The 26,243-nt window shown below is 42.1% G+C and carries 24 protein-coding genes; 14 read left to right on the forward strand and 10 right to left on the reverse strand.

The window, feature by feature from the left end:
- Positions 1-144: 144 nt before the first annotated feature.
- The 6 genes from glpK to galE all read right to left on the reverse strand — a co-directional run bounded on the left by glpK (position 145) and on the right by galE (position 7,451).
- On the reverse strand, positions 145-1,647 hold the full coding sequence (gene glpK, locus PSH54_RS12745; protein WP_096041021.1) for a glycerol kinase GlpK: 1,503 nt from the start codon (positions 1,645-1,647) through the stop codon (positions 145-147).
- 205 nt (positions 1,648-1,852) lie between these two features.
- On the reverse strand, positions 1,853-3,181 hold the full coding sequence (locus PSH54_RS12750; protein WP_273606275.1) for an alpha/beta hydrolase family protein: 1,329 nt from the start codon (positions 3,179-3,181) through the stop codon (positions 1,853-1,855).
- A gap of 31 nt (positions 3,182-3,212) precedes the next feature.
- Complete coding sequence (locus PSH54_RS12755) at positions 3,213-4,214, reverse strand: Gfo/Idh/MocA family protein (protein WP_273606276.1); 1,002 nt, start codon at positions 4,212-4,214, stop codon at positions 3,213-3,215.
- A gap of 19 nt (positions 4,215-4,233) precedes the next feature.
- Positions 4,234-5,382 (reverse strand): galactokinase, encoded by a 1,149-nt coding sequence (gene galK, locus PSH54_RS12760; protein WP_273606277.1) that lies wholly within the window; start codon positions 5,380-5,382, stop codon positions 4,234-4,236.
- Entirely contained in the window at positions 5,372-6,436 is a 1,065-nt protein-coding gene (locus PSH54_RS12765) for a UDP-glucose--hexose-1-phosphate uridylyltransferase (protein ID WP_029774133.1), read from the reverse strand. Before PSH54_RS12765 ends, galK begins: the two co-directional genes overlap by 11 nt.
- 1 nt (position 6,437) lies before the next feature.
- Positions 6,438-7,451: a UDP-glucose 4-epimerase GalE gene (gene galE, locus PSH54_RS12770; RefSeq protein WP_004588180.1), complete on the reverse strand. Its 1,014-nt coding sequence runs from the start codon at positions 7,449-7,451 to the stop codon at positions 6,438-6,440.
- Between the two features lie 306 nt (positions 7,452-7,757).
- On the opposite strand from galE, the gene PSH54_RS12775 reads away from it, so the two are divergent.
- Positions 7,758-8,585 carry an SDR family NAD(P)-dependent oxidoreductase gene (locus PSH54_RS12775; protein ID WP_264390831.1) on the forward strand — a complete coding sequence of 276 codons (828 nt, stop codon included), beginning with the start codon at positions 7,758-7,760 and terminating at the stop codon, positions 8,583-8,585.
- A 145-nt stretch (positions 8,586-8,730) separates the two neighbouring features.
- Here PSH54_RS12775 and PSH54_RS12780 read toward each other — a convergent pair whose 3' ends face one another.
- A complete protein-coding gene (locus tag PSH54_RS12780) occupies positions 8,731-8,970 on the reverse strand; it encodes a YdcH family protein (RefSeq protein ID WP_004588182.1) in 240 nt (79 codons plus the stop codon).
- A 300-nt stretch (positions 8,971-9,270) separates the two neighbouring features.
- Between PSH54_RS12780 and PSH54_RS12785 the strand changes: the two genes are divergently transcribed.
- The 10 genes from PSH54_RS12785 to speD all read left to right on the forward strand — a co-directional run bounded on the left by PSH54_RS12785 (position 9,271) and on the right by speD (position 20,972).
- Positions 9,271-10,260, forward strand: a complete 990-nt coding sequence (locus PSH54_RS12785) for a zinc-dependent alcohol dehydrogenase family protein (RefSeq protein WP_273606278.1) — start codon at positions 9,271-9,273, stop codon at positions 10,258-10,260.
- Positions 10,261-10,592: 332 nt separating this feature from the next.
- A complete protein-coding gene (locus PSH54_RS12790; protein WP_273606279.1) occupies positions 10,593-12,866 on the forward strand; it encodes a putative bifunctional diguanylate cyclase/phosphodiesterase in 2,274 nt (757 codons plus the stop codon).
- Between the two features lie 128 nt (positions 12,867-12,994).
- Complete coding sequence (locus PSH54_RS12795) at positions 12,995-13,576, forward strand: anthranilate synthase component II (RefSeq protein ID WP_004588186.1); 582 nt, start codon at positions 12,995-12,997, stop codon at positions 13,574-13,576.
- A 46-nt stretch (positions 13,577-13,622) separates the two neighbouring features.
- Positions 13,623-14,783 (forward strand): HDOD domain-containing protein, encoded by a 1,161-nt coding sequence (locus tag PSH54_RS12800; RefSeq protein ID WP_138685754.1) that lies wholly within the window; start codon positions 13,623-13,625, stop codon positions 14,781-14,783.
- 444 nt (positions 14,784-15,227) lie between these two features.
- Positions 15,228-16,433 (forward strand): aspartate aminotransferase family protein, encoded by a 1,206-nt coding sequence (locus PSH54_RS12805; protein WP_004588188.1) that lies wholly within the window; start codon positions 15,228-15,230, stop codon positions 16,431-16,433.
- A gap of 84 nt (positions 16,434-16,517) precedes the next feature.
- On the forward strand, positions 16,518-17,534 hold the full coding sequence (astA, locus tag PSH54_RS12810; RefSeq protein ID WP_004588189.1) for an arginine N-succinyltransferase: 1,017 nt from the start codon (positions 16,518-16,520) through the stop codon (positions 17,532-17,534).
- Between the two features lie 16 nt (positions 17,535-17,550).
- Entirely contained in the window at positions 17,551-19,020 is a 1,470-nt protein-coding gene (astD, locus tag PSH54_RS12815) for a succinylglutamate-semialdehyde dehydrogenase (protein ID WP_273606280.1), read from the forward strand.
- Between the two features lie 140 nt (positions 19,021-19,160).
- Positions 19,161-19,508, forward strand: coding sequence for a DUF3802 family protein (locus PSH54_RS12820; RefSeq protein ID WP_004588191.1), 348 nt, complete (start codon positions 19,161-19,163; stop codon positions 19,506-19,508).
- A 149-nt stretch (positions 19,509-19,657) separates the two neighbouring features.
- On the forward strand, positions 19,658-20,071 hold the full coding sequence (locus PSH54_RS12825) for an OsmC family protein (protein WP_004588192.1): 414 nt from the start codon (positions 19,658-19,660) through the stop codon (positions 20,069-20,071).
- A gap of 88 nt (positions 20,072-20,159) precedes the next feature.
- Positions 20,160-20,972, forward strand: coding sequence for an adenosylmethionine decarboxylase (gene speD / locus PSH54_RS12830; protein WP_004588193.1), 813 nt, complete (start codon positions 20,160-20,162; stop codon positions 20,970-20,972).
- Between the two features lie 82 nt (positions 20,973-21,054).
- Here the strand turns inward: speD and PSH54_RS12835 are convergent, their stop codons facing one another.
- Positions 21,055-22,326: an aromatic amino acid transport family protein gene (locus PSH54_RS12835; protein WP_273606281.1), complete on the reverse strand. Its 1,272-nt coding sequence runs from the start codon at positions 22,324-22,326 to the stop codon at positions 21,055-21,057.
- 428 nt (positions 22,327-22,754) lie between these two features.
- On the opposite strand from PSH54_RS12835, the gene PSH54_RS12840 reads away from it, so the two are divergent.
- The 3 genes from PSH54_RS12840 to PSH54_RS12850 all read left to right on the forward strand — a co-directional run bounded on the left by PSH54_RS12840 (position 22,755) and on the right by PSH54_RS12850 (position 24,606).
- Positions 22,755-23,552 carry an alpha/beta fold hydrolase gene (locus PSH54_RS12840; RefSeq protein WP_337946983.1) on the forward strand — a complete coding sequence of 266 codons (798 nt, stop codon included), beginning with the start codon at positions 22,755-22,757 and terminating at the stop codon, positions 23,550-23,552.
- A 291-nt stretch (positions 23,553-23,843) separates the two neighbouring features.
- A complete protein-coding gene (locus PSH54_RS12845; protein WP_024032037.1) occupies positions 23,844-24,206 on the forward strand; it encodes a hypothetical protein in 363 nt (120 codons plus the stop codon).
- A gap of 118 nt (positions 24,207-24,324) precedes the next feature.
- A complete protein-coding gene (locus tag PSH54_RS12850; RefSeq protein ID WP_024032038.1) occupies positions 24,325-24,606 on the forward strand; it encodes a hypothetical protein in 282 nt (93 codons plus the stop codon).
- Positions 24,607-24,845: 239 nt separating this feature from the next.
- On the opposite strand, the gene cysQ is transcribed toward PSH54_RS12850, so the two are convergent.
- Together cysQ and cysC are read right to left on the reverse strand one after the other, a co-directional pair.
- Positions 24,846-25,616: a 3'(2'),5'-bisphosphate nucleotidase CysQ gene (gene cysQ / locus PSH54_RS12855; RefSeq protein WP_024032039.1), complete on the reverse strand. Its 771-nt coding sequence runs from the start codon at positions 25,614-25,616 to the stop codon at positions 24,846-24,848.
- Between the two features lie 5 nt (positions 25,617-25,621).
- A complete protein-coding gene (cysC, locus tag PSH54_RS12860) occupies positions 25,622-26,218 on the reverse strand; it encodes an adenylyl-sulfate kinase (protein WP_024032040.1) in 597 nt (198 codons plus the stop codon).
- Positions 26,219-26,243: the final 25 nt, after the last annotated feature.

The following is a 26,243-nucleotide window of genomic DNA, read 5'->3' on the forward strand; positions in this document are numbered from 1 at the left end:
CTCTTATTTGACAATAGATAACCGCGCTTTTTGCTTGTTAATTTTTAATCCTGATCTTTTTAAAACATACAGCGTACAACGCGCCATTTAAGCGCAGTTGCCGGTGTTTTGTAAGCCGCTAATTCTAATTAGCGGCTAGGCGTATTACGCTTGTTTGCTATCGTCACTAGAGAGACAAACTTGCGCTACACAGTGTTGCCACTTTGCGTATAAATCGTTACGTTCGTCAGCGCTCATTGTTGGCTCAAAGCGACGGTCGCAGGTCCACATTTTTGCTAATTGCTCAGTTGACTCATACACACCGGTTTGTAAGCCTGCTAAGTATGCTACGCCTAAAGAGGTGGTTTCGGTCACTGTTGGGCGCTCTACTGTTGCGCCTAAAATGTTTGATAAAAAGGTCAGTACCCAGTTATTTTTAACCATACCGCCATCTACCCGTAACACGCTTGGGCGTAAGCCATCACGTTCCATTGCTTTTTGTAAGTCTTTGGTTTGATACCCAACCGATTGCAGTGCAGCTGCAACAATGGTGCTAATGCCAGAGTCGCGGGTTAAACCTAAAATAGCGCCACGCGCATTTGGGTCCCAGTAGGGCGCGCCTAAACCTGTAAACGAAGGCACTAAAAATACCCCATGATCAAGCGGTACATCTTTTACTAACGATTCGCTCTCTCCGGCATGGCTTAATAGTTTTAAGCCTTCAACAATCCACTGCATCGTGGCGCCTGCCATAAAAATGCTGCCTTCAATGGCATATGTTGGTTTGCCATTTAGCCTGTAAGCCACCGTGGTTAGTAAGCGGTTTTCAGAGGTAAGCGCTTTTTCGCCGGTATTCAGCATTAAAAAACAGCCCGTACCGTAAGTACTTTTTGCCATACCTTGTTCAAAACATGCGTGGCCAACAAGGGCTGCTTGCTGGTCGCCGGCAATACCACATACGCGTATAGGTGCGCCAAAAATCTCATCGCTGGTTGAGCCAAATTCGTCGGCTGAGTCCATCACTTGGGGCAGCATAGATTCAGGAATTTCGAATAAATCGAGGAGTTCTTGATCCCATTGCTGAGTATGAATATTAAATAACATAGTGCGTGATGCATTGGTGGCGTCGGTGCGGTGCTCTTTACCACCGGTTAACTGCCATAGTAAGTAGGTATCAACGGTACCAAACGCCAGTTCACCTGCAAGAGCTTGTTCGCGTGCGCCTTCAACGTTGTCTAAAATCCAGCGTACTTTAGTGGCCGAAAAATACGGGTCTAGCAGTAAGCCGGTTTTATCGCTTATGGTTTGGCAAAGCTCGTCAGTGCTTAGGCTTTCGCAGTAATCGCTGGTGCGGCGGTCTTGCCACACAATGGCGTTATAAATAGGTTTGCCGGTTTTTTTGTTCCACACTAAAGTGGTTTCACGTTGGTTGGTGATACCAATGGCAATAATTTCTTCAGGCTTAACGTTTTTATCTGCTAATACTTCGCGGCTGGTACTTAGCACGGTTTGCCAAATATCGTTAGGGTCGTGTTCTACCCAACCATTTTGTGGAAAATGCTGCGAAAATTCTTGTTGTGCTGAGCCAAAAACGTCTGCATCTTTTGTAAACAAGATGGCCCGAGAGCTTGTGGTTCCTTGATCAATTGAGAGTATGTATTTTGACATGATATTTGTGTTATTTATCTTATCTTATATATGACTAGATTGCCTTTAACTTACATTAATGGCAATGATTTTTTCTTAAAATAGCCGTTTAAAAAATAAGCACGCTGTTTTTATTTGCTAACTCTTTTAAATAACAGGTGTTTTATAGCAGCATTATTTTAAGTGCGTATGCGGCTAAATATAAAAATAGCCGCCAAAGTTTGTGTTACTTGGTGCGCGGTTTAGCTTGTTGCCAATCCATACCAGTAGAAAAACGATTATCAAACCCATGCCATGCTGGTAGTGGCTTACCATTAACCACAGCTTGGTCGCCATTTTGTGGTAAGTCTAGGTATTCACATTGGCTGGTAATGCCTTTTACGTGGCAGTCCATCATAGCAAGTACAAAGTGTTTGTTGGTCTCGTTTAGGGTGCGCATTGACCACGATGGCTCGTAGTAATGGCCTATATCTAATTCGCTGCTACGTTTGGCAATAGCAGGAGCAGGGTGCGGCGCAATATTATGGCGCGCATTTTTGTAAGTAAGCAGGTACTTGTCGGTGCTGCCCGTTTGGTTATATAGGTTTTTAATGCCTTCATAACCGGATATATCATCTAAGCTACCCGCGATATAAAGCGAAGGCACTTTAATGTTTTGCATAGCACTGGCATTAAATAAGTTATGTTGCCCGCCCCAAGGCGCAAAGGCCACCATAGCTTTTATGCGTGTATCTACTTTCGGATTTTTATATTGCCCACCTGCGCAGCTATTGAGTAATTGCTGCACTTGTTTAATTTGTGCAGGGTCTTTCATACCGGTAAACATTGCAGTGGTTTGCTCGTTAAAGTCATAACAGCCACCAATTGTATTAACCGCGCCAAAACCACCCATAGAGTAACCAATTACGCCTGCTTTTTTGTTATCTACTTGCTTGCTGGCAAAGTTGTTTTGTTCGTTAAAGTAGTTAAGTACAAATTGTTGATCGCGTGAGCGGTTAATAAGGGTACTAAAAAAGCCCGAAAACGGCGCATTTTTAAAATCAACATCTGCATTGGTTGAGTCGGTATGATCTATGGCTGCCACAATGTACCCATGCGATGCTAAATGTTCGCCTAAGTAATACATAATTGTACGATAGCCGGTATAACCGTGTGAGAGCACAATAACAGGGTAGTGCTCTTTGTTATTAATGGCTACATCGCGCATGGCATCGGCTTGTAAGGTAAACGCTTTACCTGTACGGGTTAGGTCGCTGTAGCTGGTTAAGGGTGCGTTTGCACTGTTTGCTGCTGGGTACCACACTTCTACTTTTAAAGGGCGATCTTTTTTCCCTTGGGTTGCAGGGTCAAACTGCGCGGGATTTATTAAATCAAGCGTTTGTACGCCAACGCTGTAACTACCTTTAGCAGCAAGCTCAGGAAGTACTTCGCTGGTTAAAGGTGGGTAGAGTTGCTCTGGCGTTTTTTGATCTGCAAAAACAGTACTTGCTGTTAAGCAGCCCGTTGCTAGCAGCAAGGCTTTTGAAAGCGCCTTTAACGTGTGTGTGGTTGTCATTGTGTATCCTTGTTGTGTGTATTTTTTATTATTAATCTAGCTGATGGGCTTCAACGCTATCACTGTATTTAAGCTGCCACTGCGCCCGAAGCGTATCCATTGTGTGCATTACCCGCAGGCTTGTGCTGAGCGGTAATACATTGCTTTGTGTTTGTTGTTGTAAAATACATTCGCTAACGTGAGCAATTTCAAATTTAAAGTTTTCATCGTCATTAAAACTAAAGTCAAACTGCTGTACTTGTTGTGCGTTTAAATGAAGCTCTAGCGACTGTGCACCAACAAATTCAGCAATGCGAATATACCCGTGCTCCCCTAAAATATAGGCTTCGGTAGGGCCATTTTGTTGTAACGCGCTACTAAGCTGCGCAAATTGCCCTTGGCCGTAATTTATAAGGGTTACACTGCGCTCATCTACGCCGGTCGTGCTTTTATGTACTAATGATTTAACTTGTTCAGGGGCTTTATTAAATACCACATCGGCAATCGATATAGGGTAAATACCTAAATCAAGCAATGCGCCACCTGCAGTCGCAGGGTTCATTAAACGGTGTGAGTCAGCAAAGTTGCCCGCTAGGCTAAAGTTGGCATTAACACTGTGTACTTTGCCTATTACGCCCTCGCTTAATAACTGCTGCAGTTTTACTATGGCAGGTAAAAAGCGCATCCAAACACCTTCCATTAAAAAGCAGTTTTGTTGTTCGGCTAACTGGCTAAGGGTTGTGAGTTGCTGTGCATTAACAGTAATGGGCTTTTCGCTGAGTACATGCTTATCGTGCACTAAGCATTGCGCAATAGTTTTAAAGTGTTGCTCGTGGGTATTAGCAATATATATGGCGTCAATGTGTGGGCATTGCATAAGGGCCTGGTAGCTCTCATAGCCTTTAACTGAATAGTGTGTGGCAAATTCTTTTGCGCGTTGCTCGCTGGTCGATGCAGCGCCAATAAGCTGTGCATTAGCGCAATGCGCAATGCTTTTAGCAAAGGTGTGAGCAATATTGCCACACCCAATAATACCCCAATTAACCTTTGCCATGCTTATTCCTTAATGATGTTTAAAAAGACGTAATTTGTAACCCTGAACCTGCTGAACATACGTAAATGTCGGCATTTAAATTAAAACGCTCAAAGTAGTGCTGCTCAACCGCTGCTTTAATAAGTGGTACTTCTGCATCACGGCATAAACACACAATCGCACCGCCAAAGCCGCCACCGGTCATACGTACTGCACCGCGTTCGCCCATCGCTTCTTTACAAATTTCTACTAGGCCGTCGGTCGCTGGTACGGTTACTTCAAAGTAATGCTTAAGCGATTGGTGCGATGCCGCCATTAGCTCGCGCAGCGTATCAATGTCGTTATTTTGCAGCGCTTTAGTTGCTGCAATTACACGCTCGTTTTCGCTAATTACATGGTGTGCACGTTTGTATTCGTTTTCGCTTAGTGCATCTTTAGTTGCTTCAAGCGTGTCCATGGTGGCTTTACGAAGCGTGGCTACATTCATTTTTGCAGCTGCTTGCTCACAGTCAACACGACGTTGGTTGTACTCGCTATCTACCAATTTACGTGGGTAGTTAGAGTTAACAATAACAATGTTTAAATCATCGGGTACTTTTACTGATTCAGTTGCTAGGTTTTCACAGTCAATTAAAAGCGCATGGCCGTTTTCGCCTTTTGCCGAAATAAGCTGATCCATAATGCCCGATTGGCAATGCATAAAGTCGTTTTCGGCTTCTTGGCCTAGTAAGGCAATTTTTTCTTCGCTTAAACCAAGCTGTGCAATATGGTTAAACATACCACCAATGGCCACTTCTAATGCCGCCGATGAAGATAAGCCACTGCCTTGCGGTAAGTTACTGTCAATAAGTAAATCGGCGCCGCGTAAAGTATGGCCCGCGCGCTTTAGTACAAATGACACGGCACGGATATAGTTACCCCATTGCGATTGCCCTTCGCTGATGTCTTCATCAACACGAAAGCTGTCTTTTTCGCCTGGGTAATTTAACGAATGCACGGTAATGATGTTGTCGTCGCGCTCTTTAAACATAACTTGAGTACGAAACTCTAACGAGCACGGAAATACAAAGCCGTCGTTATAATCGGTAAATTCGCCAATTAGGTTTACACGCCCAGGTGCTGCAGCAATACCTTGAGCAGGCGCACCGTACAGTGATAAAAATTGTTGTTGAAAATCGTTAAGCGTCATCTGTGTGTCCTGCTGTTTTTTTGTAGTGTGTGGTACTGGCTGCTTGTAAAATAGAGGCAGCTGTTTCTGCGCTTAAATCGCGCTGGCTTTCACCTAACATTTCGTAGCCAACCATATGTTTTTTAACGGTGGCAGAGCGAAGTAGCGGCGGGTAAAAATGAGCATGTAAGCGCCAATGTTGCTCATCTGAGCCACGATTAGCCGGTGCATTGTGCCACCCCATAGAATACGGGAAGCTACAATTAAATACGTTGTCGTATTTAGTGGTTAATACTTTAAGCGCTTGTGCTAGGGCGTCTGTTTGCGCATCGTTTAGCTGGCTAAAGTTTTGAATGTTATCTTTAGTTACAAGCAGTGTTTCAAACGGCCACGCTGCCCAAAATGGCACCACAACAAGCCAGTGCTCGTTTTCAAATACGACGCGGGTTTTATCTGCTTGCTCTTTTTGCACGTAATCGGCAAGCATCGCGCTGCCATGCTTTTTAAAATAGGCAAGCTGCTGGGTATCTTCGGCTTCTATTTCGGTTGATAAGTGCGAATGCGCCCATACTTGGCCGTGTGGATGAGGTTGCGAGCAACCCATGATCTCGCCTTTATTTTCAAACACCTGAACACATTCATAGTGTTGTGCAAGTTCTGTGTAGTTGTCTTTCCAGGTTTTTACTACTTCGTGTAGGGCATCGTGCTCAAGCTCTGGCAGTGTTTTGTTATGCTCTGGCGAAAAACAAATTACACGGCATTCGCCGCTTGCTTCATCAGCAATAAATAAATCGCTGTCTGAGTCCAAGCTTTGCGATTGCTCGCTCTCATTAGGGGTAAGTGCGCCAAAGTCATTTCTAAATACATGGGTGTATTTGTAATCTGGGTTGCTGTCGCCATTTGCACGGGTGTTGCTTGGGCAAAGTGGGCAGCTTTCATCGTGTTTTGGTAGTACGCTTTCGTTTACTGCTTCTGTAGCGCCTAACCACGGGCGGTTATTACGATGCGGTGATACTAATACCCAGCGTCCCGTTAGCGGGTTTTTACGTCTGTGAGTACTTTCTAATAAAGCCATGTTAACTCTCCAACCCACTTGGGTAATTAGTTTGCCAGCGCCATGTGTCGTTAGTCATGTCGCTCAGTGTTAGTTCTGCGTGCCAGTTAAGGGTGGTTTGCGCTTTTGTGGCATCGGCGTAATTACAGGCAATATCGCCTGCTCGGCGCGGTGCACTTTTATAAGGAATATCTTTATTGGCTGATGCGCTAAATGCTTTGATCATATCAAGCACCGAATACCCTTGGCCTGTGCCTAAGTTGTAAGCATGAAAGGCGGTATCTGTTTTGTGTTGCATAAAGGCCGCTACATGGCCTTTAGCTAAATCTAAAACGTGAATATAGTCGCGCACGCCGGTGCCATCTTTGGTGTCGTAGTCGTCACCAAAAATATTAACCACTTCGCGTTTACCTACCGCAGTTTGAGCAATAAACGGCATTAAGTTATTTGGGATACCATTTGGGCTTTCGCCTAATAAGCCGCTTGGGTGTGCACCAACAGGGTTAAAGTAGCGAAGAGCAATGCCCATAAATTGGCTGTTAGCATTGCATACGTCTTGCATGGCTTGTTCAACCATCACTTTAGTCCAACCATATGGGTTAGTAGCGCGTATAGGGTGTTTTTCATCAATAGGTAGGTAGTCTGGCTCGCCGTACACAGTGGCCGATGAGCTAAATATAATATGGTTAACGCCTACCTCTTGCATGTTTTGTAGCATGCTTAATGTGCCCGACACATTGTTTTGGTAATAACGCAGTGGTTGCTCGGTTGATTCACCTACCGCTTTAAGTGCTGCAAAGTGAAACACAGCCTCAGCTTGGCTGTGTTTAAGGGCAAGTTTAAACTGCTGCTCGTCTTGAATGTCACCTAAAATAAACTCAAAACGGGTGCCGGTAATTTTTTCGAGTTGATCAAGCACACGGGGGCTTGCGTTAGATAAGTTGTCGTAAATAACTGGGGTAATGCCTGCCTCATGAAGGGCAATACATGTGTGGCTACCTATATAACCCATACCGCCTGTAACTAAAACTTTCATGTGTTTTCTCGAAAAGTGTATTTATATGATAAATACTACTATTAAGGTAATTTAAAAACAATAGTTATGATTGCTCGTTATTTCAAATAAACGCTTAAAATTCACCCAAGCAAAGGCACAATGGCTATACCTACTTAATAAGGGCGCATAGGTTTATCAATTAATTCTATAAACTGATTCTACTGAGCCACTAATTATTAGTCGCTAAAAGTGGTGGTACTATTAGCAAATAGCAGTGAGCTAATGCGTGTGTAATTTGTCGTTAATGCAATGGCCAAAGTCTTAATACAAAAAGGAACGTTCAACATGAAAAAAACAATTTTATTAACCGGTGCCACCGACGGTATTGGCCTAGAGACCGCTAAAATGTTGTTAGCGCAAGGGCATACTGTATTATTACATGGCCGCAACCAGGACAAGTTAAATACTGTACAAGCAAGCTTAAACGCTGATTACCCGCAAGCAAGCACAGCCACCTACATTGCCGATTTAAGCGATATGGCGCAAGTAAACACCTTGGCTCAGTCAGTGTTAGCCGACTTACAAAACGCGAATAAAATACTTGATGTAGTTATTAATAACGCCGGTGTTTATAAATTGGCAAATATCACTACTGTAAATGGGCTAGATGCACGTTTTGCAGTTAATACGTTAGCGCCTTATTTACTTACTAAAGCGTTACTGCCTGTAATGAACACGCAATCACGTGTGGTTAACGTGTCATCGGCTGCACAAACTAGCGTTAACTTTGACTCGTTAGTGGGCAAAAAGCCACTATCAGATAGCGCAGCCTACGCGCAAAGCAAATTGGCTATTACTATGTGGTCGCGTCACTTAGGTTTAGCACTTAAAGGTAACGGGCCGTTAGTTGTTGCGGTAAACCCTAAGTCGTTACTAGGTAGTAAAATGGTAAAAGATGCCTACGGGCTTGCTGGTGGCGACTTAAAACTAGGCGCTGATATTTTTTGCCGCGCCGCATTAAGTGACGAATTTAAAGATGCCACTGGCCTTTATTTCGATAACGATGCAGAGCGCTTTGCACCGCCACATCCAGATGCGCTCAACCCTACTAAAAATCAGCAGTTAGTTGATACGTTAGATAGCCTGCTTGCTCAGCTAAATGCTGATAGCTAGTAGTAAATTAACGCGAAAAGATTTTACTCATGCCTTATAAGGCCTAGTTGTTTTTTATAAAGCCGATATGTGTTTTAAATGTTTTACCCTTTGTTGATCGTCAAAGAGTTCACCTAACGGTGAACTCTTTTTTTTGTGTGAAACATTACTCTTGTTGTAAACGCTCGTACAACCAATCTTTTAATTCTGAACGCTCATGTTTTAGTTGATTCATTTGCTCATCGCTAATGGGCGCATCTTTAAGCTCTAAAACACGAATCTCTTTATCTAGCTTGTCGTATTTATCTGCCTTTTTAGCAAATTCTGTGTCGCTTTTATTTAGCTCTGCAATGGTATTTAGGTACTGTGGAAAGTCATTGGTAAGTGAGTGGTCTTCGCCTAACATATTCGCTCCTTAGTAGGATAAATGAGTTACTTAAGTGAATTACTACCTTTTCATATATTACTCTGGGGCTTAGGCAATAATAAATCAACCATAGCTAGTTTAAATTGATATAGCGCAGCGACTAGTAGGATGTTGTTTAACACCTACTTTTAAACAGTGATGGAGTGATTTTTAAACTCTATTATAAATATTATTTTGAAACTGATTGTATGTTTAGCCTTATTATCATTTGTAAAGGGTGTGTCTACAATGAAGCTTCATTACATAATTACTTATCAACAGATAACAGAGGCAATACCCATGAAAGCAATGACAATTAATAATTTTGGTGGCACTGAAGAGTTTGTAGCAGCTGAGGTTGCAAAACCACAAGTAACAGCAGGTAATGTGTTAGTTCGTATTGCTGCAACAAGCGTAAATACAATTGATATGATGATTCGTCAAATGGGTGCTGACTTACCCTTTGCTCCAAAACTACCGGGCATTTTAGGGATGGACTTTGCAGGCACCGTTGAAGCTGTTGGCGAAGGCGTAACAGGCTTTGCAGTAGGCGACGAAATTTACGGTTGTGCTGGTGGCCTAGGCGATTTACCAGGTGCACTTGCTGAGTTTATTCTTGCTGATAAGCGCTTAATCGCTCACAAACCTAAAAATCTAAGCATGAAAGAAGCAGCCGCTATTCCACTTGTAGGTATTACAGCACTTGAAGGCTTAACACGTGCAAGTGTAAGTGCAGGCCAAAAAGTATTAGTACATGGCGGCGCAGGTGGTGTAGGCCATTTAGCAGTACAACTAGCTAAGCATTTTGGCGCTGATGTTTACTCAACTGGCGGTAACGCAGAGCAACTAGCACTAATAGAAAGCTTTGGCGCTACAGGCATAAACTTTAAAGACGAAACCGTAGAGCAGTACGTTGAAAAACACACAAGCAACGTTGGTTTTGACATGGTATTTGACACCGTAGGTGGTGGTAACCTGACTAACTCATTTGCTGCAGCAAAGCTAAATGCACAGGTATCTACAACGCTTTCTTTATTAGAAGTAGATTTAAGCCCTGTACACTTTAAAGGGTTATCGTTAAACGTAATCTTTATGCTTATTCCAATGATCCACGACTTTAACCGTCAAGACCACGGCGACAAACTGACTAAACTTGCACAAATTGTTGAAGCAGGCGGTATGCGCCCAGTACTTGATGAGCAAGACTTTAGTTTAGAAGAAGCCGCTAAAGCGCATGACCGCTTAGCAAGTGGCCAAGCTATGGGTAAAGTTGTTATTTCTGTACAATAAATTATACCAATCCGCATAATGAAGTGATCTATTTTGAGGATGGAAAAGCGTGTTGATAGCAAGGCAAAAAATTCGCTATTTAGTTGCTCTAAATGAGAATTTTTTAACGTAGATAGCGACACGTTTAGCCCCTGAAAATGATTAAGTATTATTGCGGATTGGTATCATTAAGGCCGGCATTCTCGCCGGCCTCTTTCTTTTTTATGCCCGCCTGATTAACGTTTGCGCACCCTTTTTTATAACCAAATATAAACAATAGTGCTTTTATTAATCGTATATAATTACGCTTTAAAATGAGTTGTTAATATTTTAGGGTCAGATCAAGCGTTTATATGAAAATATTCACTAATAAATTTGCCAGTAAAGCTAAGCAGTTTTATATCGGTATTGTGCTGGTAGGTTGTGTACTGTCTGCGATGGTTTATTATCAGGCAGAAACCATTAAGCGCACCTCATCGACCTTAATGGAACAACAAATTCCGGCGCTACGCGATATTCGATTAATCGAAACCTACCTAGTAAAGCAAGAGCGCTTATTATATGAGTATTACGCAACGAGTAAGCGTGAACTTTATTTAATCGACTTTTTAGAAAACCATGTACGTATACTTGCGCTGATAAAAAACCTAGATCAAAACCACAGTACATTAGCGCTAGAAAGTAGTTTAAGTGATGAGTTTAAAAGTGGTTTAGACTTAGCACTTAAATTACACGAAAACCTATCAAGCAGCAGCACTAGTTGGGATTTAGCCAGAGAGCAACTAGAGCAACTCACCGAACTGCAAGCCCAAGTGATGGGGCACTTAACAAATGCAGAAACGGTTATTTCAAATGCGGTTGATAGCGGCTACAAAGACACCGAAAGCAACTTGCACACCACAGTCAATATTGTGTTTTTGTTTACGTTTGCCATAGTGCTGGTAAGCATTTATACAGGGCGTTACGCATCTAAATTTATAAAACTTAGTACCCGTAACGAACGTTTAGCGCTATTCCCAACGCGCAACCCTAACCCAATTGTGAGTTTAAGTGCCAACCTTGAGCTTAACTACTGTAACCCTGCCGCTATTGCTATGCATAAAGCGTATGTAAGCGATAAACACAGTACGCCCATTGCATTACTCAGCCCTAATATAAAGCAGCAACTAATAGACACTAAGCAGTCGGCTAGTCATGTTGAGCGTTTTTATACACAGCTAGATAACCATTACCTCACTTACCAAATACATTGGCTGCAAGAAATAGATGCCTTTGATATACACATACGCGATGTAACAGAGCAATTTGAGGCAGAGCGCTCATTAGAGTATTTAGCCTTTCACCACCCGTATTCAAAGTTGCCTAACCAAGCCAGTTTAGAAACATACACCAATGAGCTAATTTCGCTTGAGCAGCCTTTTAGTTTAATGCTGATTGATGTAAGCCACTTTAAGCTATTGCTTGAGCAATATGGTTTATCGGGGGCTAACGAGTGTATAAATGCCTTTGCTATGCACTTATCGCGCAGCGCTAATAAATTTTCTCAGCAGTTAAAAAGTAAAAACAAACTGACTTTTTACCACATTGCCGATGCTAACTTTGTGGTTATTTATACCGAGAAAGATTGCTCAACAACCCTAGATGACTTACTCAAAGGCGTACAAAGCCGTTTAAGCCAGGCTATCAGCACACCGTACGGTGAAATGCGCATGAGCTTTAACTGCGGTGTAACACGCTACCCAACTAGTAATGACTATAAAACGCTGCTACTGCACGCCAATATTGCCTTAGAAGAGGCGGTAAAACGTAATATTCCCTACGCTCATTTTGATACCGAAAGCGGAGTTAAGCACGCCCAACAGCTGCATATTGCTCGGCGCCTTGATACCGCGATTGAAAAGCAGCAGTTTGAGCTTTATTTTCAGCCTAAAATGCACCTTAAATCGCAAACCATAAACAGCTGCGAATGTTTAATTAGGTGGTTTGATGATGGGAAGTTTGTCTCTCCGGCGCAGTTTATTCCTATTGCCGAGCACAGCGGGTTTATATTGCCATTAGGCGAATGGATACTCGATAGTGCCTTTGCCCAAGCTAAAAAATGGCATCAGCAAAACTTAAATATCCGCTTGGCTATTAATATATCGGCAAGGCAATTTACACAGCAAGACTTTGTGCAAAGCATAAAACAGCGGTTGGCGCACTTTAACGTGCCCGCGCATTTAATTGAGCTAGAAATTACCGAAACCGCCATTATGGACGATGAAGAGTTTGGTATTTCAGTACTGCAGGCGCTGAGTGCACTGGGTATTAGCTTATCAATTGATGACTTTGGTACGGGCTATTCGTCGCTGGGTTACTTACAGCGTTTTCCGGTTAATAAATTAAAAATAGATCAGTCGTTTGTGCGCAATATGGCCACAGACACACGGGATCAGGCTTTAGTATTGAGTATTTGCCAATTAGCTAAAAACTTAGGGCTCGATATTATCGCCGAAGGTGTAGAAGAGCATGCCCAACTTGAAAAACTAAAAGAGTATAACTGCGACCTAATTCAAGGGTACTTGTTAAGCCGGCCAATACCAGCAAACGAATTTGAAGCATTTTTAGCTAAAGGCGTAAGTTTTTAAGGCATTTTGCTAATGTATGTTGGGTAATTATTAGTGATAGAATGGCCCTATAAAAGCTTCTATCGCTCATTTTACAAGCCACACATGTGAGCAAAGAGCACTACATTATTAAATAAGGTCGTTGTGTAATGCTGTTGATGATCGACAACTACGATTCGTTTACTTATAACCTAGTACAATACTTTCAGCGCTTAAACCAAGAGGTGCTGGTAAAGCGTAATGACGAAATATCTGTTGCGCAAATTAAGCAACTTAACCCCAAGCATATTGTTATTTCTCCGGGGCCTTGTACGCCAAACGAAGCGGGCGTGTCACTCAATGTCGTTGAGCAGCTAAAAGGCATTTACCCTATTTTGGGTATTTGCTTAGGGCATCAAACCATCGCGCAAGCGCTAGGGGGCAAGGTTATACGTGCTAAGCAAGTCATGCATGGTAAAACCTCACCTATTGTTCATAATAATAAGGGGGTATTTACCGGTTTAGAAAACCCGCTTACTGTGTGTCGTTATCACTCGCTGGTGGTAGAAAAACACAGTTTACCGAGTGAATTAGCCATTACCGCATGGAGCCAAACCGAGCAAGGTGAGTTTGACGAAATTATGGGGCTACTTCACACAGAGCTTGCTCTTGAAGGTGTGCAATTTCATCCCGAGGCTATTTTAACAACTCAAGGGCTCGAATTGCTTGCTAACTTTTTATCTCGCTTCTAACCTTACAGTAACCACCGAATGGTAAGACTTATACTGAATGGACTTTATGACTGAACTTGCGTCGCAAAAGCGAATAGCCTCAATGCTTGACCAGCGTGCTCACGACTTGCTGCTTGGCCATAGTTTTGCACATCAACAAATTGGCTTTATTCATACGCTGGAAATTGATTATGGCGAACCAATGAAGCAACGCACTTTATTAGAAGTAGAAGTTGCCGCACAGCATAAACGCCAGCAAAGTAGCACCGCGCATCATAAGTACCGAGCACAAGCGAGCAAGCAACTTCATAAAGTAATAGAAACAGCCATATTTAAGCAATTAGAAGATATGGATGCTGTTATTCAAAACACCATAGGCATAGAAGATAACGTTGCTACCATGCTAGATATACTGGCGGTTAAGTCGGCAAGTGTTGGGCGTTTAGAGCCATTGGTAAATGATTCTAGTTGGCTTGGCCGCGAATTAGTGTCATTGGTAAACCTGCCTTACTACCGAAAGCAGCGCAGCAAAAGTACCTCAGTTAAAGTAGACAGCCCCGCACTTGCACTGCGCTATATTGGCCTTGATAACTTACAATTGGTAATTCCTACTTTTGCTATGCGCCATTGGATGCCACACAGCACAGAGCCATTTCCATTATTAAAACGCCGCTTGCGCGATGCCGCCATGGCCAATGCAATTGCCGCGCAAAAAATTGCAGAGCTTAACGATGTAAACCCCGTACATGCGTTTACACTGGGCATGCTTATAGATGTAGGGCGTATTGCCTTAGTACGTTTGTACTTAAAAACCTTTGAACAGGTATGGCAACGTAAAGTGCAAATAGCACGCGAAGCACAGCAAAAAGATTTACACACGGCATTGATGGAGCTAAAGCCAGATCCCTTATTTTTAACCACGTTGTTAAGTAATAAGTCGCTTGAGTTAAGTGCTAAAGTTATTCGAAAAATGGCTTTTAAGTTTTTGCCGTTTAATCATGTCATGGCGCAACTTGTTCATGGTATTGAGCAAAGTAGTGATGTTTTCCCTATGAGTGAAGTCATGCTTAAAGCGCGATGCTATTCGCAGTATTTAAATCTAAAACAGCACCAACTTATTGAACAAGATGAAATGCAGGCATGGTTTTCGTATCACCAATTCACTAAAAATGAGCTAAAAGCCCTCGAAACAAGCAATTTTACCAACCTAGCTATTCAAATTGACTAAAAAGCAGCTTACTCGCTGGTCCTTATATAGGTAATTTGCCGCTGATGGCGGCAAATTTTCATTAACTATTGAATTTTTTGTTAATTTTTTTGCGACTATTCATTCATTAACATCTCCCCAAGCACACCTCGCTTTAAGCACTTAATGTAAGGCGCGACTCACTGCGCAGGCGCATAAGTATTAAAAAATGACATTTATTTTCTATGCAGATAGTTATTCACTATCTATGAAATAATATCCCAAGGCCTTTATTTTAAAGGCCTGCATGAAAGTTTTTAACGAGACAGCACCACAAATATCTGAAATAATGAGCGCCTGAAAATTGAACCACAAGGCAGTTTTACGCTCAACCTTTTGCTATTTAGTGCGTAAATATCTTGGTTACATTTATAACCAAACACCTATTTTGATGTTTTGTGTTGCTCACAATTAAGAGGAAAAAAAATGACAGTCAATCGCGAATTATTTGATCACGTAATGGTTCCTAACTACGCGCCTTCAAGCGTTATTCCTGTTCGAGGCGAAGGCTCTCGCGTATGGGATCAACAAGGTAAAGAATTTATCGACTTTGCCGGTGGTATTGCTGTTAACTGTCTTGGCCATTGCCATCCTGCATTAGTAGGTGCATTAAAAGAGCAAGGCGAAAAAATTTGGCACCTATCAAACGTAATGACTAACGAGCCTGCGCTGCGTTTAGCTAAAAAAATGGTCGATGCGACCTTTGCTGAAAAAGTTTACTTTGCAAACTCAGGCGCAGAAGCAAACGAAGCTGCACTTAAATTAGCTCGTCGTTTTGCACTTGATAAATTTGGTGCTGAAAAATCACAAATTATCTCATTTAACAAAGGTTTTCACGGTCGTACGTTCTTTACCGTAACCGTAGGCGGTCAAGCTGCATACTCAGATGGTTTTGGTCCTAAGCCAGGCGACATCGTACATTGTGATTACAATGACCTAGCTGCATTTGAAGCGCTAATTAGCGACAAAACATGTGCCGTAATGATGGAGCCACTGCAAGGTGAGGGCGGTATTATTTCGCCAACTGACGAATTTGCACAAGGCGTTCGTGAGCTATGTACTAAACACAATGCACTGCTTATTTTTGATGAAGTACAAACAGGTGTTGGCCGTACTGGTGAGCTATACGCATACCAAGGTTTAAACGTAGTGCCTGATATTTTAACGTCAGCTAAAGCACTTGGCGGCGGTTTCCCTATTGGCGCTATGCTAACTACTACTGAGATTGCACAGCACTTAAAAGTAGGGACTCATGGTTCTACTTACGGTGGTAACCCACTGGCGTGTGCAGTTGCTGAAGCTGCATTTGATACTGTAAATACCCCTGAAGTACTGGCGGGCGTAAAAGAAAAAGCAGCATTATTTAACGAGCTTCTTAACGCGGTAAACGAAAAATACAACGTGTTTAGCGAAATTCGTGGCCAAGGTTTATTAATTGGTGCAGCCGTTAACGAGCAATACAAAGGCCGTGCTAAAGAGTTTTTAGTAGCAGCTACCGAGCAAGGGCTTATGTCGCTTGTAGCGGGTGCTGATGTAGTACGCTTTACGCCATCGTTAGTAATCACCGAAGCGGATATTCGCGAAGGTATGGCGCGTTTTGAAAAAGCAGTAGCAAGCGTAGTAAACGCTTAAGCGCGTTAAACCACCTTATTAAGGGCAAGCCTGCTTGCCCTGCATATTCTATTTACCGTTATTGATAAGGGAGCAAGCGGACTCATGATGATCCTTCGCCCAATCCAGCAAAATGATTACGCAGCATTATTAAAAATTGCCCACGAATCGGGCCATGGTTTTACATCTTTGCCGTTAAACGAAGAGTTACTGCAAAAGAAAATTGACCATTCTGTAAGTTCATTTGCTAAACAAACGTCACAACCTGGTGACGAAGGCTACCTGTTTGTTCTTGAAGATACCGAAACCGGTGAAGTAGTCGGTACTTCAGCTATTGAAGCTGCAGTAGGGCTTGATGATGCGTTTTATCATTACCACTTAAGTAAAGTAATTCACTCATCACGCACGTTAGATGTATACAAAGCGGTTGATATTTTAACCCTATGTAACGACTACACCGGCGCGACAGAACTATGTACCTTATTTTTGAAAGATGGCTATCGTAAAAACTGTAACGGTAAACTTCTTTCAAAAGCGCGCTTTATGTTTATAAAACAACATGAGCAGCGTTTTGCACAAACAGTAATAGCAGAAATGCGCGGCGTGTCTGACGAAAACGGCAGCAGCCCGTTTTGGCAGTGGCTAGAAGAGCACTTTTTCTCAATGGACTTTCCTACCGCCGATTACCTAACAGGTATAGGACAAAAAGTGTTTATTGCTGAACTAATGCCAAAGTACCCAATTTACGTAAACTTGCTGAGCAAAGACGCTCAAGCGGTGATTGGTAAAGTACACGACAACACACGCCCAGCTATTGAGCTATTAAAAAATGAAGGATTTACCTTCAACGGTTACGTCGATATTTTTGATGCGGGTCCCACAGTAGAAGCAAAAGTAGATAACATTGCCACTATTCGTAATGCAAAAGACTTTAAAGTAGAAATAGGCGAAGCATCGGGCGATACCATGGTACTGCTTGCTAACGGCAAGTTAGAAGATTACCGTGCAACGGTTGCAGCGCTTAGCTTTGATGAGCGTGCAAGCAGCCTTATTTTATCGCAACAAATAGCCGATGCCCTACAGCTACAATCGGGCGACACCGTAAGCGCAACCCCAGTTTAATTAAGGAGAAAGTATAATGACTCATCCTGCACAATTTATTAATGGTCAGTGGTCACAAGGCCAAGGCAACGCATTTAACTCAGTAAACCCTGCAAATAACGACGTTATTTGGCAGGCATCTTCAGCGACTGCAGAGCAAGTAGATAGCGCGGTAAATTCGGCGCGCGAAGCATTTTACAGCTGGGCAGATAAAAGCTTTAGCGAGCGCCTAGAGATAGTTAAAACCTTTGCAGCAACACTTAAAGAGCACAGCGAAGAGCTTGCTGTAGCGATTGCCCAAGAAACCGGTAAGCCACTGTGGGAAACGCGTACAGAAGCGGGCGCAATGGTAGGTAAAATTGCCATTTCTGAAAAAGCATTTTTAGAGCGCACTGGCGACGTTGAAAACGCTATGCCAGTAGGGCGTGCGATGATCCGTCATAAACCACACGGTGTAGTTGCCGTATTTGGCCCATATAACTTCCCTGGGCACTTACCTAATGGGCACATTGTGCCAGCGCTTTTAGCTGGTAACACCGTGGTATTTAAGCCATCAGAGCTTACGCCAATGGTGGCAGAGCTTACGCTTAAACTATGGGAAAAAGCCGGTTTACCTGCAGGTGTAATTAATCTTGTTCAAGGTGAAGTAGAAACAGGTAAAGCCCTTGCTGCGCATAAAGGCATAGATGGTTTATTCTTTACAGGTTCTTCGCGTACTGGTCATATTTTACATGAGCAGTTTGCAGGCCAGCCAGGTAAAATTTTAGCGCTTGAAATGGGTGGCAATAACCCTCTGATTATTAAAGATGTGGCAGATACTAAAGCCGCGGTACACGATATTATTCAATCGGCGTTTATTTCAAGCGGTCAACGTTGTACGTGTGCACGTAAAGTATTTTTACCTAAAGGCCAACAAGGCGATGACATTTTAGCGCGCCTTATCACTGCAACTAAAGCCATTAAAGTAGGCAACTACGATGATGAAGATCAGCCATTTATGGGCTCTATGATCTCACCTGCGGCTGCAGCAGGCATGGTAAAAGCACAAAACGAGCTTGTTGAGCTTGGCGGTGAAGTACTAGTAGAGCTTGAGCACACAGCCAATACTGGTTTTGTAACACCGGGTATTATTGAGTGTTCAGCAATTAGCGACTTCCCAGATGAAGAGCACTTTGGCCCATTATTAAAAGTGTTCCGCTTTGATGACTTTGACCACGCAATTGATAAAGCAAACGATACCAGCTTTGGTTTATCAGCAGGTTTATTAAGCGACAGCGAAGCCGACTACAATCATTTTTTACGCCGTATTCGTGCCGGTATTGTTAACTGGAATCGCCCAATTACAGGTGCATCAAGTGCAGCCCCATTTGGTGGTATTGGCGCCTCAGGAAATCACAGAGCAAGCGCGTATTACGCAGCCGATTACTGTGCATACCCTGTAGCATCGGTAGAACTTGAAAAAGTAACGATGCCAGCAACACTAAGCCCAGGCTTAAAAATAGATTAATTACTGTTCTATTTGTAGTTATAAAGAATGAGAAAAGCAGCTTAGGCTGCTTTTTTTGTATTGGTATCGCGCAAAGCTAGTAATTAGTGGCGCTTTCTGCTTAAATCTATGCAATTAGTTATTCAAAGGTGAAAATCACAATGGTTTTAGACAGGCAAGGGTACGATGACTTGATCATGTATCTAACTCAAAATTTAGCGTTATTTGAGAAGCCAGGCGAAATCAAACCCGGTGCCCCTACCGTTATGGAACTCATAGAAGACGTAATAGCGCATAACGTTATGCTAATTTGTGAACAACATACCAATCTTAATACCGAACAACGCAGCCAAATAGTGCGCGAGGTAGACGGTATTGTTTACGACTTACAAGAAGTGCTAAGCAGCATAACCTCACAACCCGTTACGGTTGAACAACACGCATTTATAGATGAGTTTGCTGGGCTTATTAAAAACTTATTTGATAACGCGGTAACACAAACCTCTTAACGTTACCCGTTAACACAGCGCAGTATGACCTAATGACTGCGCTTCTATTACTTCTCGCCTTATTAATAACACCACTAAATTTAATATCAGCGCTCACGTATCGTTGCAGATTGTTATACAATCAACAAAATTTTTTTAGAGATAAACACATGCAAGCAAATGTAAAATGGGTTGAAGGTGACACCTTTATTGGCCGTTCTAATTCTAATCACAATGTAGTTTTTGATGCAGGTAGCGACAGCGCTGCACCAAGTCCAATGGAAATGGTACTTATGTCGGTAGGTTGTTGCTCGTCGGTAGATGTTGTAAGTATTTTAAAAAAAGCCAAACAAGATTTTTCTGATGTGCAAGTACAACTAAGCTCAGAGCGCGCCGAAACAGCGCCTCGTGTATTTACTAAAATTAATTTACACTTTGTTGTTACAGGCAATAATGTCTCGGAAAAACACCTTGCGCGTGCGGTTTCGCTCTCTGCTGAAAAGTATTGTTCTGTTGCTTTAATGCTTGATAAAACAGTAGAAATTACCCATAGCCACGAAGTTGTGCAAGAACAGGTAAAATAACGCTTTTTCCGTGAGGAAAATTCGTATAAAATCCGCGAACTTTTCATTCTGCAGGTGCAGATTTCACTAATTTATAGGTTGGTTTATCATGAACAAACCCTTCGATAAACTTAAACTTCATGGCTTTAATAATTTAACCAAAAGTTTAAGCTTTAGTATTTACGACATTTGCTACGCAAAGACCGAGCAACAACGTAAAGAATATATTGAATATATCGACGAGCAGTACAGTGCAGATAGACTAACCGACATACTAGGTGATGTTGTTGATATTATTGGTGCTAACATTTTAAATGTGGCGCGCCAAGATTATGAACCACAAGGCGCAAGTGTGACAATTTTGGTTTCGGAAGAGCCGGTAGAAGAGCAGCAAAATTACGATGCTGACGAAGCGCCAGGCCCATTACCAGATTCCGTTGTTGCGCACCTAGATAAAAGCCACATTTGTGTACATACCTACCCAGAAGCGCACCCTGATGATGGTATTTGTACATTCCGTGCTGATATTGAAGTATCTACCTGTGGCATTATTTCGCCACTTAAAGCGTTAAACTTCTTAATTCATAGCCTTGAGTCAGACGTAGTAACCATTGACTACCGCGTACGTGGTTTTACCCGCGACGTAAACGGCGTTAAACACTACATTGACCATGCAATTAACTCGATTCAAAACTTCATGACAGAAGATACCAAAGAAGCGTACCAAATGATGGACGTGAACGTGTATCAAGAAAACCTGTTCCACACCAAAATGATGTTAAAAGAAACCGACTTAAACACTTACCTGTTCGGCCTATCTACTGATGAGTTATCGGATGAAGAAGAAGAAGAAATTCGCTCTAAACTAACCCGCGAAATGCAGGAAATATTCTACGGCCGTAACCTACCAGACGCAGAATAAATTAGTTTAAAAGCAATTAAGTTGTATTAAAAATGGCGCTCAGTGAGCGCCATTTTTTATGTGGGTATTTATAGCAATTCGCTTAATTAAGCATGCTGTAAATAAGCGCGCATACGGCCAGTGAGCCCACAGCAAGTACAAACAATGTGCTTAAGCGGTTGCGGTATTTACTCAGCGCAGGCACTTTGTATACGGCAATCATTGGCATAATAAATAAAATCATCGCAATGATAGGGCCAGAGAGCTGATCCATCATGTCTAAAATGCTTGGGTTTTTAACCGCACAAAACCAAATAGCAAAAAACATAATGAGTACGCCAATTTTGTCGGCTACTTTTGCACTTAAGCTGGTTTGCTTAGTCACCAAACCGGTAAAGCTTTCACGTGCACCTAAAAAGTGCCCTAAAAACGATGACGTAATCGCAATAAAGGCAACCAGCGGCCCAAGAGTCGCTATATACGAGTTACTGGTGATATTAGCAAGGTAAGATAAAATCGATACGTTAGCCGCTTTAGCAGCAGCCATTTGCTCGCTAGTAAGCGAAAGCACGCACGAAAACACAAACAGCAGTACAAATACAATAAGTAGTAAGCTAGTGCGCTTTAAAATAGCCTCAGCCTTATTAGTGGCCTGATTGCCATAATGCCCACGCTGCACGTTCACAAAGCTTGAAATAGCCGCCGCATGGCTAAACGAAAACACAATAATAGGAATAGATAACCACAGTGTTTTAGTAAAGCTGCCCGCCTCAGGTAGGCTCATATCAGGCATTTGCCAGCTAGGGATTAAATAGAGCGATAAGCAAAATAAAATACCTACAAGCGGATACACCAAAATAGCAAAGGCACGTAGCATTAAACGCTCACCGCCCATCATTAGGCTAATCATAGCGGCAACTAATACGCCCGAAAGCAACACGCGAGAAGGTGACTCAAGGCCCATTTGGTTCACCATAAAGCTGTCAACGGTATTGGTTAAGCCTACGCCGTAAATAAGCAAAATGGGGAATATAGATAAAAAGTATAATAAAGAGATTAATCTACCCGCCGTTACACCAAAGTGCTCTTCAACAACATCAGTAAAATCTGAATCTTTATTTTTAGACGACAACACAAAGCGGGCTAAGCCGCGGTGTGCTAAAAAGGTCATTGGAAAGGCTAAACACGCCATAATAATAAGCGGCCAAAAACCACCTATACCAATGTTAATAGGTAAAAATAAAATGCCCGCGCCAACGGCGGTACCAAAAAGGCTTAACGTCCACTGCGTATCGTGCAGGTTCCATTTAGAAGTAGGTGTGTGTTCACCTGTTGTTGATGCATTTGAAAGCGTTGCATCTTGTGATGGTGTCATGTGTGTGCTCATCCATTATTTAAATAATAATCGCGCGCAAGAATATAGTTTTTAGCTAAAAGTTTCATGTTTTGAGGGGTTTTGTAGACTAATTAATTAGACGCCGTTGCACCAAAAGTGTCATGAATACGAAACAGCGCTGTAAAAATAAACAAATACCCGAACCAGCACAGTTGTAGGTTGGGTAGAGCGAAGCGAAACCCAACACGCCATAGTGTCATTCGAGCGGTAAAGCCAAGTTAGGGGGTTGTAATAACGTGAAAATAGGAGAGGCCATTTTTATTGGTTTCAACTAAAAATCAAAGTTTGTTTATAAAATCTGTTAAGTAGAAGCCATTGCTTAGAACTTCATAAGAGATTTATTCTAAACTCCGTTATACTTCCTGCAATTTAATATGCCAAACGAAGTAGACAGGCCGCTAACTGCAATGAGCAAAGACATTCTTTTTCATACTACTTTTGCGCACGAAACCAGTAAAACATGGGTTGTATTTGTTCATGGCGCAGGTGGTAGCTCGGCAATTTGGTTTCGACAGCTTAAAGCTTATAAAAAAGAATATAATGTGTTGTTGCTCGATCTTCGCGGTCACGGTAAATCGAATAACTTAGTGCAAAACTTTGTTGATAATAATTACTCATTTAATAAGGTCTCTAAAGACATTATCGATGTGCTAGATCATAACAACATTCCCAGTGCACACTTTGTTGGTATTTCATTGGGCACCATTCTTATTCGAAATATTGCTGAAATTGCGCCGCAATATGTTTCTAGCATGGTGTTAGGTGGAGCGGTTACTCGGTTTAATACTCGCAGCAATACCTTGGTTTATTTAGGTAATACTTTTAAACACTTATTGCCTTATATGTGGCTGTATCGCTTATTTGCTTTTATTATGATGCCGAAAAAGCGCCATAAAGAATCTCGACTTTTGTTTGTTCGCGAAGCAAAGCGCTTGTGCCAAAAAGAGTTTATAAAATGGTTTAAATTAGCCATGGACGTAAACCCCTTAATGCAGTACTTCAAAGAAAAAGATATTGATATACCCATTCTTTACATTATGGGTAAGGAAGATCATATGTTCCTTGGCCCTGTTAAAGAAATGGTTAAACGCCATAAAAATAGCGTACTGCAAACTATTCACCATTGCGGCCATGTTTGCAACGTAGAGCGCCCTGATTTATTCAATCAGCATTCGCTTGCGTTTATCGCCCAGCAAAACCGATAAAGGTCGTAGCTCTTAAAAAGCGTTTAATCAATGGCAAGTGTTAAAAACGTATAATAGCCATCACTTGTTGATTGGAAACGGTCATTCTTTTGTCTTTATCCTTAAGCTAAAAACACTGTATTGCTTCATGCCACACTCTTTTACACATAGTAAAATACCTCGATTAATATAATTTTATAATTGGCAATCACTTACACAGTTTGTTACTAATAGATGTTCACAAAATAAGAACACGCTCATGTTAACTATAAGGGTGTAATTTGAGCAAGTTACTAGAATGCAGGGAAGTGTGTGAGAACATTTTTAGTTTTAATAACATTACTTCTTAGTGGGTGTTCTCCAATTTGGAAGGAGCAACCTTATAAAGTGTATTACATTGACGGTACCAAAAGGTTAGGTTACAGCCTTGGTCAGGGCGCATATATTGGGCGACTGGATGAACCAATAAATATTAAGTCTAACGAGCAATATATTTCGGTTTATGCTTGTCCGCATAAAACTTGTGCTTTTTACTATATTGATAAAATCAAAGATAACAAGTTTGCTGAACACAAGGAGTTTGTGTATGGGCCATACACAAAAGCTCAATTTGCAGCAATAGCCAAAAAGTTAGGGTTACCGACTATAAATTCCATCGCTAACAACGCAATTTAATAAAGGTTAAAAACCTTACTTAGATTTTCACAGGCTTCAACACGTCCAAATATGTTAACTAAAACGACTATTAAAGTTTATAAATAAAGAACTTAAAGAAAAAATAAAGGCAGTCAGTATGGATAAAAAGAAAGCCATTGTTATATTGCTCGGCATAGTATGGTTTATGTTAGGAGCTGCTTTTTTCATAGGTTTTGAGTCAGTAGAAAAGTTGTTGTTTTGTGTGTTTGTATTTTTCTTTTGTTATAGATATATCTATGCATTTATATTAAATAGAAGTATTTATGCACCATATACCGGTGAGGAAATTTCTCCTACTGAAGGTAATTTAATAAAGCGGCTCTTTATGCTGATTATAGGTATTGGTGCGTGCACCTATTTTACTTTCTTTATTTCTTAAAAAGCATATTAGCCCAAAAGCCTGAACAACCCCTAAAAGAAAAGGTTATATTATCACTTGGTATGTTTATAACGTTGCTGTGTTTCAGTACGCTTTATCAATTGGTAGACAAGTTTTTTAGTGCGAAATAGCGAGGATGGTTAACGGGTACTTGTTGGGTTTCGCTCCACTCAACCCAACCTACGGTGTTTAGGTTTACATCGAGCTGCTCGTGGCTAACAGCTCGAAGCTCTTAGCTTTTATTCTTCCACCGCACTCACTACAAAATACGGATTCAAATACTCATCTTTGGTGTTATAAATAAGCGGGCTGCCATCGAGCTTGGTTACTTTAGCGCCGGCTATTTCAGCAATAGCATGGCCAGCTCCCGTATCCCACTCACAGGTTGGGCCTAAGCGCGGGTAAATATCAGCACTGCCCTCAGCCACTAAACATAATTTTAGTGAGCTGCCTTTTGAGACCATTTCAACGTCGTCAAAGCGTTTTACAAACTCGGCTAAATCGGGTGATGGGTGCGAGCGACTGCCAACAACGCGGATTAACCCTTTATTAGGTTTGGTGGTTACTTTAAGCTCAATACGCTCATCGCCTTTGTCTTTAAACGCGCCAATATCGTTACTGGCTAAGTAGGATACGCCAAGCGCGGGCGCGTCAACGACAGCAAGCACGGGTTTGCCGTTTTCGATTAGGGCTATATTTACGGTAAATTCGCCGTTCTTTTTAATAAACTCTTTAGTGCCGTCGATTGGGTCTACTAACCAGTAGCTTTTCCATGTTTGACGAATGTCCCAGCTTATATCAGCGCTTTCTTCGCTAAGTATAGGTGTGTCGGGCGTGAGCTGTTTTAGCCCTGTCACAATGACTTTATGAGCTGCTAAGTCGGCGTCGGTTACTGGGCTTTCATCGGCTTTGTATTCAACGTTAAAGTCCTTTTCGTAAATCCCCATTATGGCTTGGCCTGCTTTGCGGGCAAGGATGAGGGTTTCTTCTAGTAGCTCGGTTTGGTTCATTGGGGTTAACCTATAATATGCTTTTGTTTTAGATACGTTATCAGTTGTGTAACCGATTGGTCTAGGGTGTTTTTACTGGTATCTAAAATTATTTCTGGGTTGTTGGGTACTTCGTAGCTTGAGTCGATACCGGTAAAGTGTTTAATCTCACCTGCGCGGGCTTTTTTGTATAAGCCTTTAGGGTCGCGGCTTTCGCATACATCAAGCGGGGTATCTATAAATACTTCAATAAACTCGCCGTCATCTACTAGGCTGCGCACCATGTCGCGCTCTGCTCTAAATGGCGAGATAAACGCGGTAAGCACTAATAGGCCGGCATCGGTCATTAGTTTTGCGGTTTCGCCAACGCGGCGTATGTTTTCGATGCGGTCTTCGTCGCTAAAGCCAAGGTCTTTACATAAGCCGTGACGCACGTTGTCGCCATCAAGCAGGTAAGTGTGCGCACCTTGCTGATTAAGCGCAGCTTCTAGTGCGTTGGCTACGGTGCTTTTGCCAGAGCCAGAAAAACCGGTAAACCATAAAATGGCCGGTTTATGCTTTTTTTGCTCACTACGCTGTGCTTTTGTGGTTGCGTAGTTATGCCAAACAATATTTTCATCCATAGTGGTGTGTCTCTTGTACTGTAAG

This window comes from Pseudoalteromonas sp. Angola-30 (genome assembly GCF_028599215.1).
In the GTDB taxonomy this organism is placed as follows: Bacteria; Pseudomonadota; Gammaproteobacteria; order Enterobacterales; family Alteromonadaceae; genus Pseudoalteromonas; species Pseudoalteromonas atlantica.

Bases quoted from the DNA above. Each gene is read 5' to 3' on its own strand.
- glpK (WP_096041021.1), bottom strand. From the start codon at position 1,647: ATGTCAAAATACATACTCTCAATTGATCAAGGAACCACAAGCTCTCGG.
- astD (WP_273606280.1), top strand. From the start codon at position 17,551: ATGACTCATCCTGCACAATTTATTAATGGTCAGTGGTCACAAGGCCAA.
- galK (WP_273606277.1), bottom strand. From the start codon at position 5,382: ATGACGCTTAACGATTTTCAACAACAATTTTTATCACTGTACGGTGCG.
- PSH54_RS12750 (WP_273606275.1), bottom strand. From the start codon at position 3,181: ATGACAACCACACACACGTTAAAGGCGCTTTCAAAAGCCTTGCTGCTA.
- speD (WP_004588193.1), top strand. From the start codon at position 20,160: ATGAACAAACCCTTCGATAAACTTAAACTTCATGGCTTTAATAATTTA.
- PSH54_RS12840 (WP_337946983.1), top strand. From the start codon at position 22,755: ATGAGCAAAGACATTCTTTTTCATACTACTTTTGCGCACGAAACCAGT.
- PSH54_RS12795 (WP_004588186.1), top strand. From the start codon at position 12,995: ATGCTGTTGATGATCGACAACTACGATTCGTTTACTTATAACCTAGTA.
- PSH54_RS12850 (WP_024032038.1), top strand. From the start codon at position 24,325: ATGGATAAAAAGAAAGCCATTGTTATATTGCTCGGCATAGTATGGTTT.
- PSH54_RS12805 (WP_004588188.1), top strand. From the start codon at position 15,228: ATGACAGTCAATCGCGAATTATTTGATCACGTAATGGTTCCTAACTAC.
- astA (WP_004588189.1), top strand. From the start codon at position 16,518: ATGATGATCCTTCGCCCAATCCAGCAAAATGATTACGCAGCATTATTA.
- PSH54_RS12820 (WP_004588191.1), top strand. From the start codon at position 19,161: ATGGTTTTAGACAGGCAAGGGTACGATGACTTGATCATGTATCTAACT.
- PSH54_RS12825 (WP_004588192.1), top strand. From the start codon at position 19,658: ATGCAAGCAAATGTAAAATGGGTTGAAGGTGACACCTTTATTGGCCGT.
- PSH54_RS12785 (WP_273606278.1), top strand. From the start codon at position 9,271: ATGAAAGCAATGACAATTAATAATTTTGGTGGCACTGAAGAGTTTGTA.
- PSH54_RS12800 (WP_138685754.1), top strand. From the start codon at position 13,623: ATGACTGAACTTGCGTCGCAAAAGCGAATAGCCTCAATGCTTGACCAG.
- cysQ (WP_024032039.1), bottom strand. From the start codon at position 25,616: ATGAACCAAACCGAGCTACTAGAAGAAACCCTCATCCTTGCCCGCAAA.
- PSH54_RS12755 (WP_273606276.1), bottom strand. From the start codon at position 4,214: ATGGCAAAGGTTAATTGGGGTATTATTGGGTGTGGCAATATTGCTCAC.
- PSH54_RS12775 (WP_264390831.1), top strand. From the start codon at position 7,758: ATGAAAAAAACAATTTTATTAACCGGTGCCACCGACGGTATTGGCCTA.
- PSH54_RS12765 (WP_029774133.1), bottom strand. From the start codon at position 6,436: ATGGCTTTATTAGAAAGTACTCACAGACGTAAAAACCCGCTAACGGGA.
- PSH54_RS12790 (WP_273606279.1), top strand. From the start codon at position 10,593: ATGAAAATATTCACTAATAAATTTGCCAGTAAAGCTAAGCAGTTTTAT.
- PSH54_RS12835 (WP_273606281.1), bottom strand. From the start codon at position 22,326: ATGACACCATCACAAGATGCAACGCTTTCAAATGCATCAACAACAGGT.
- cysC (WP_024032040.1), bottom strand. From the start codon at position 26,218: ATGGATGAAAATATTGTTTGGCATAACTACGCAACCACAAAAGCACAG.
- PSH54_RS12780 (WP_004588182.1), bottom strand. From the start codon at position 8,970: ATGTTAGGCGAAGACCACTCACTTACCAATGACTTTCCACAGTACCTA.
- galE (WP_004588180.1), bottom strand. From the start codon at position 7,451: ATGAAAGTTTTAGTTACAGGCGGTATGGGTTATATAGGTAGCCACACA.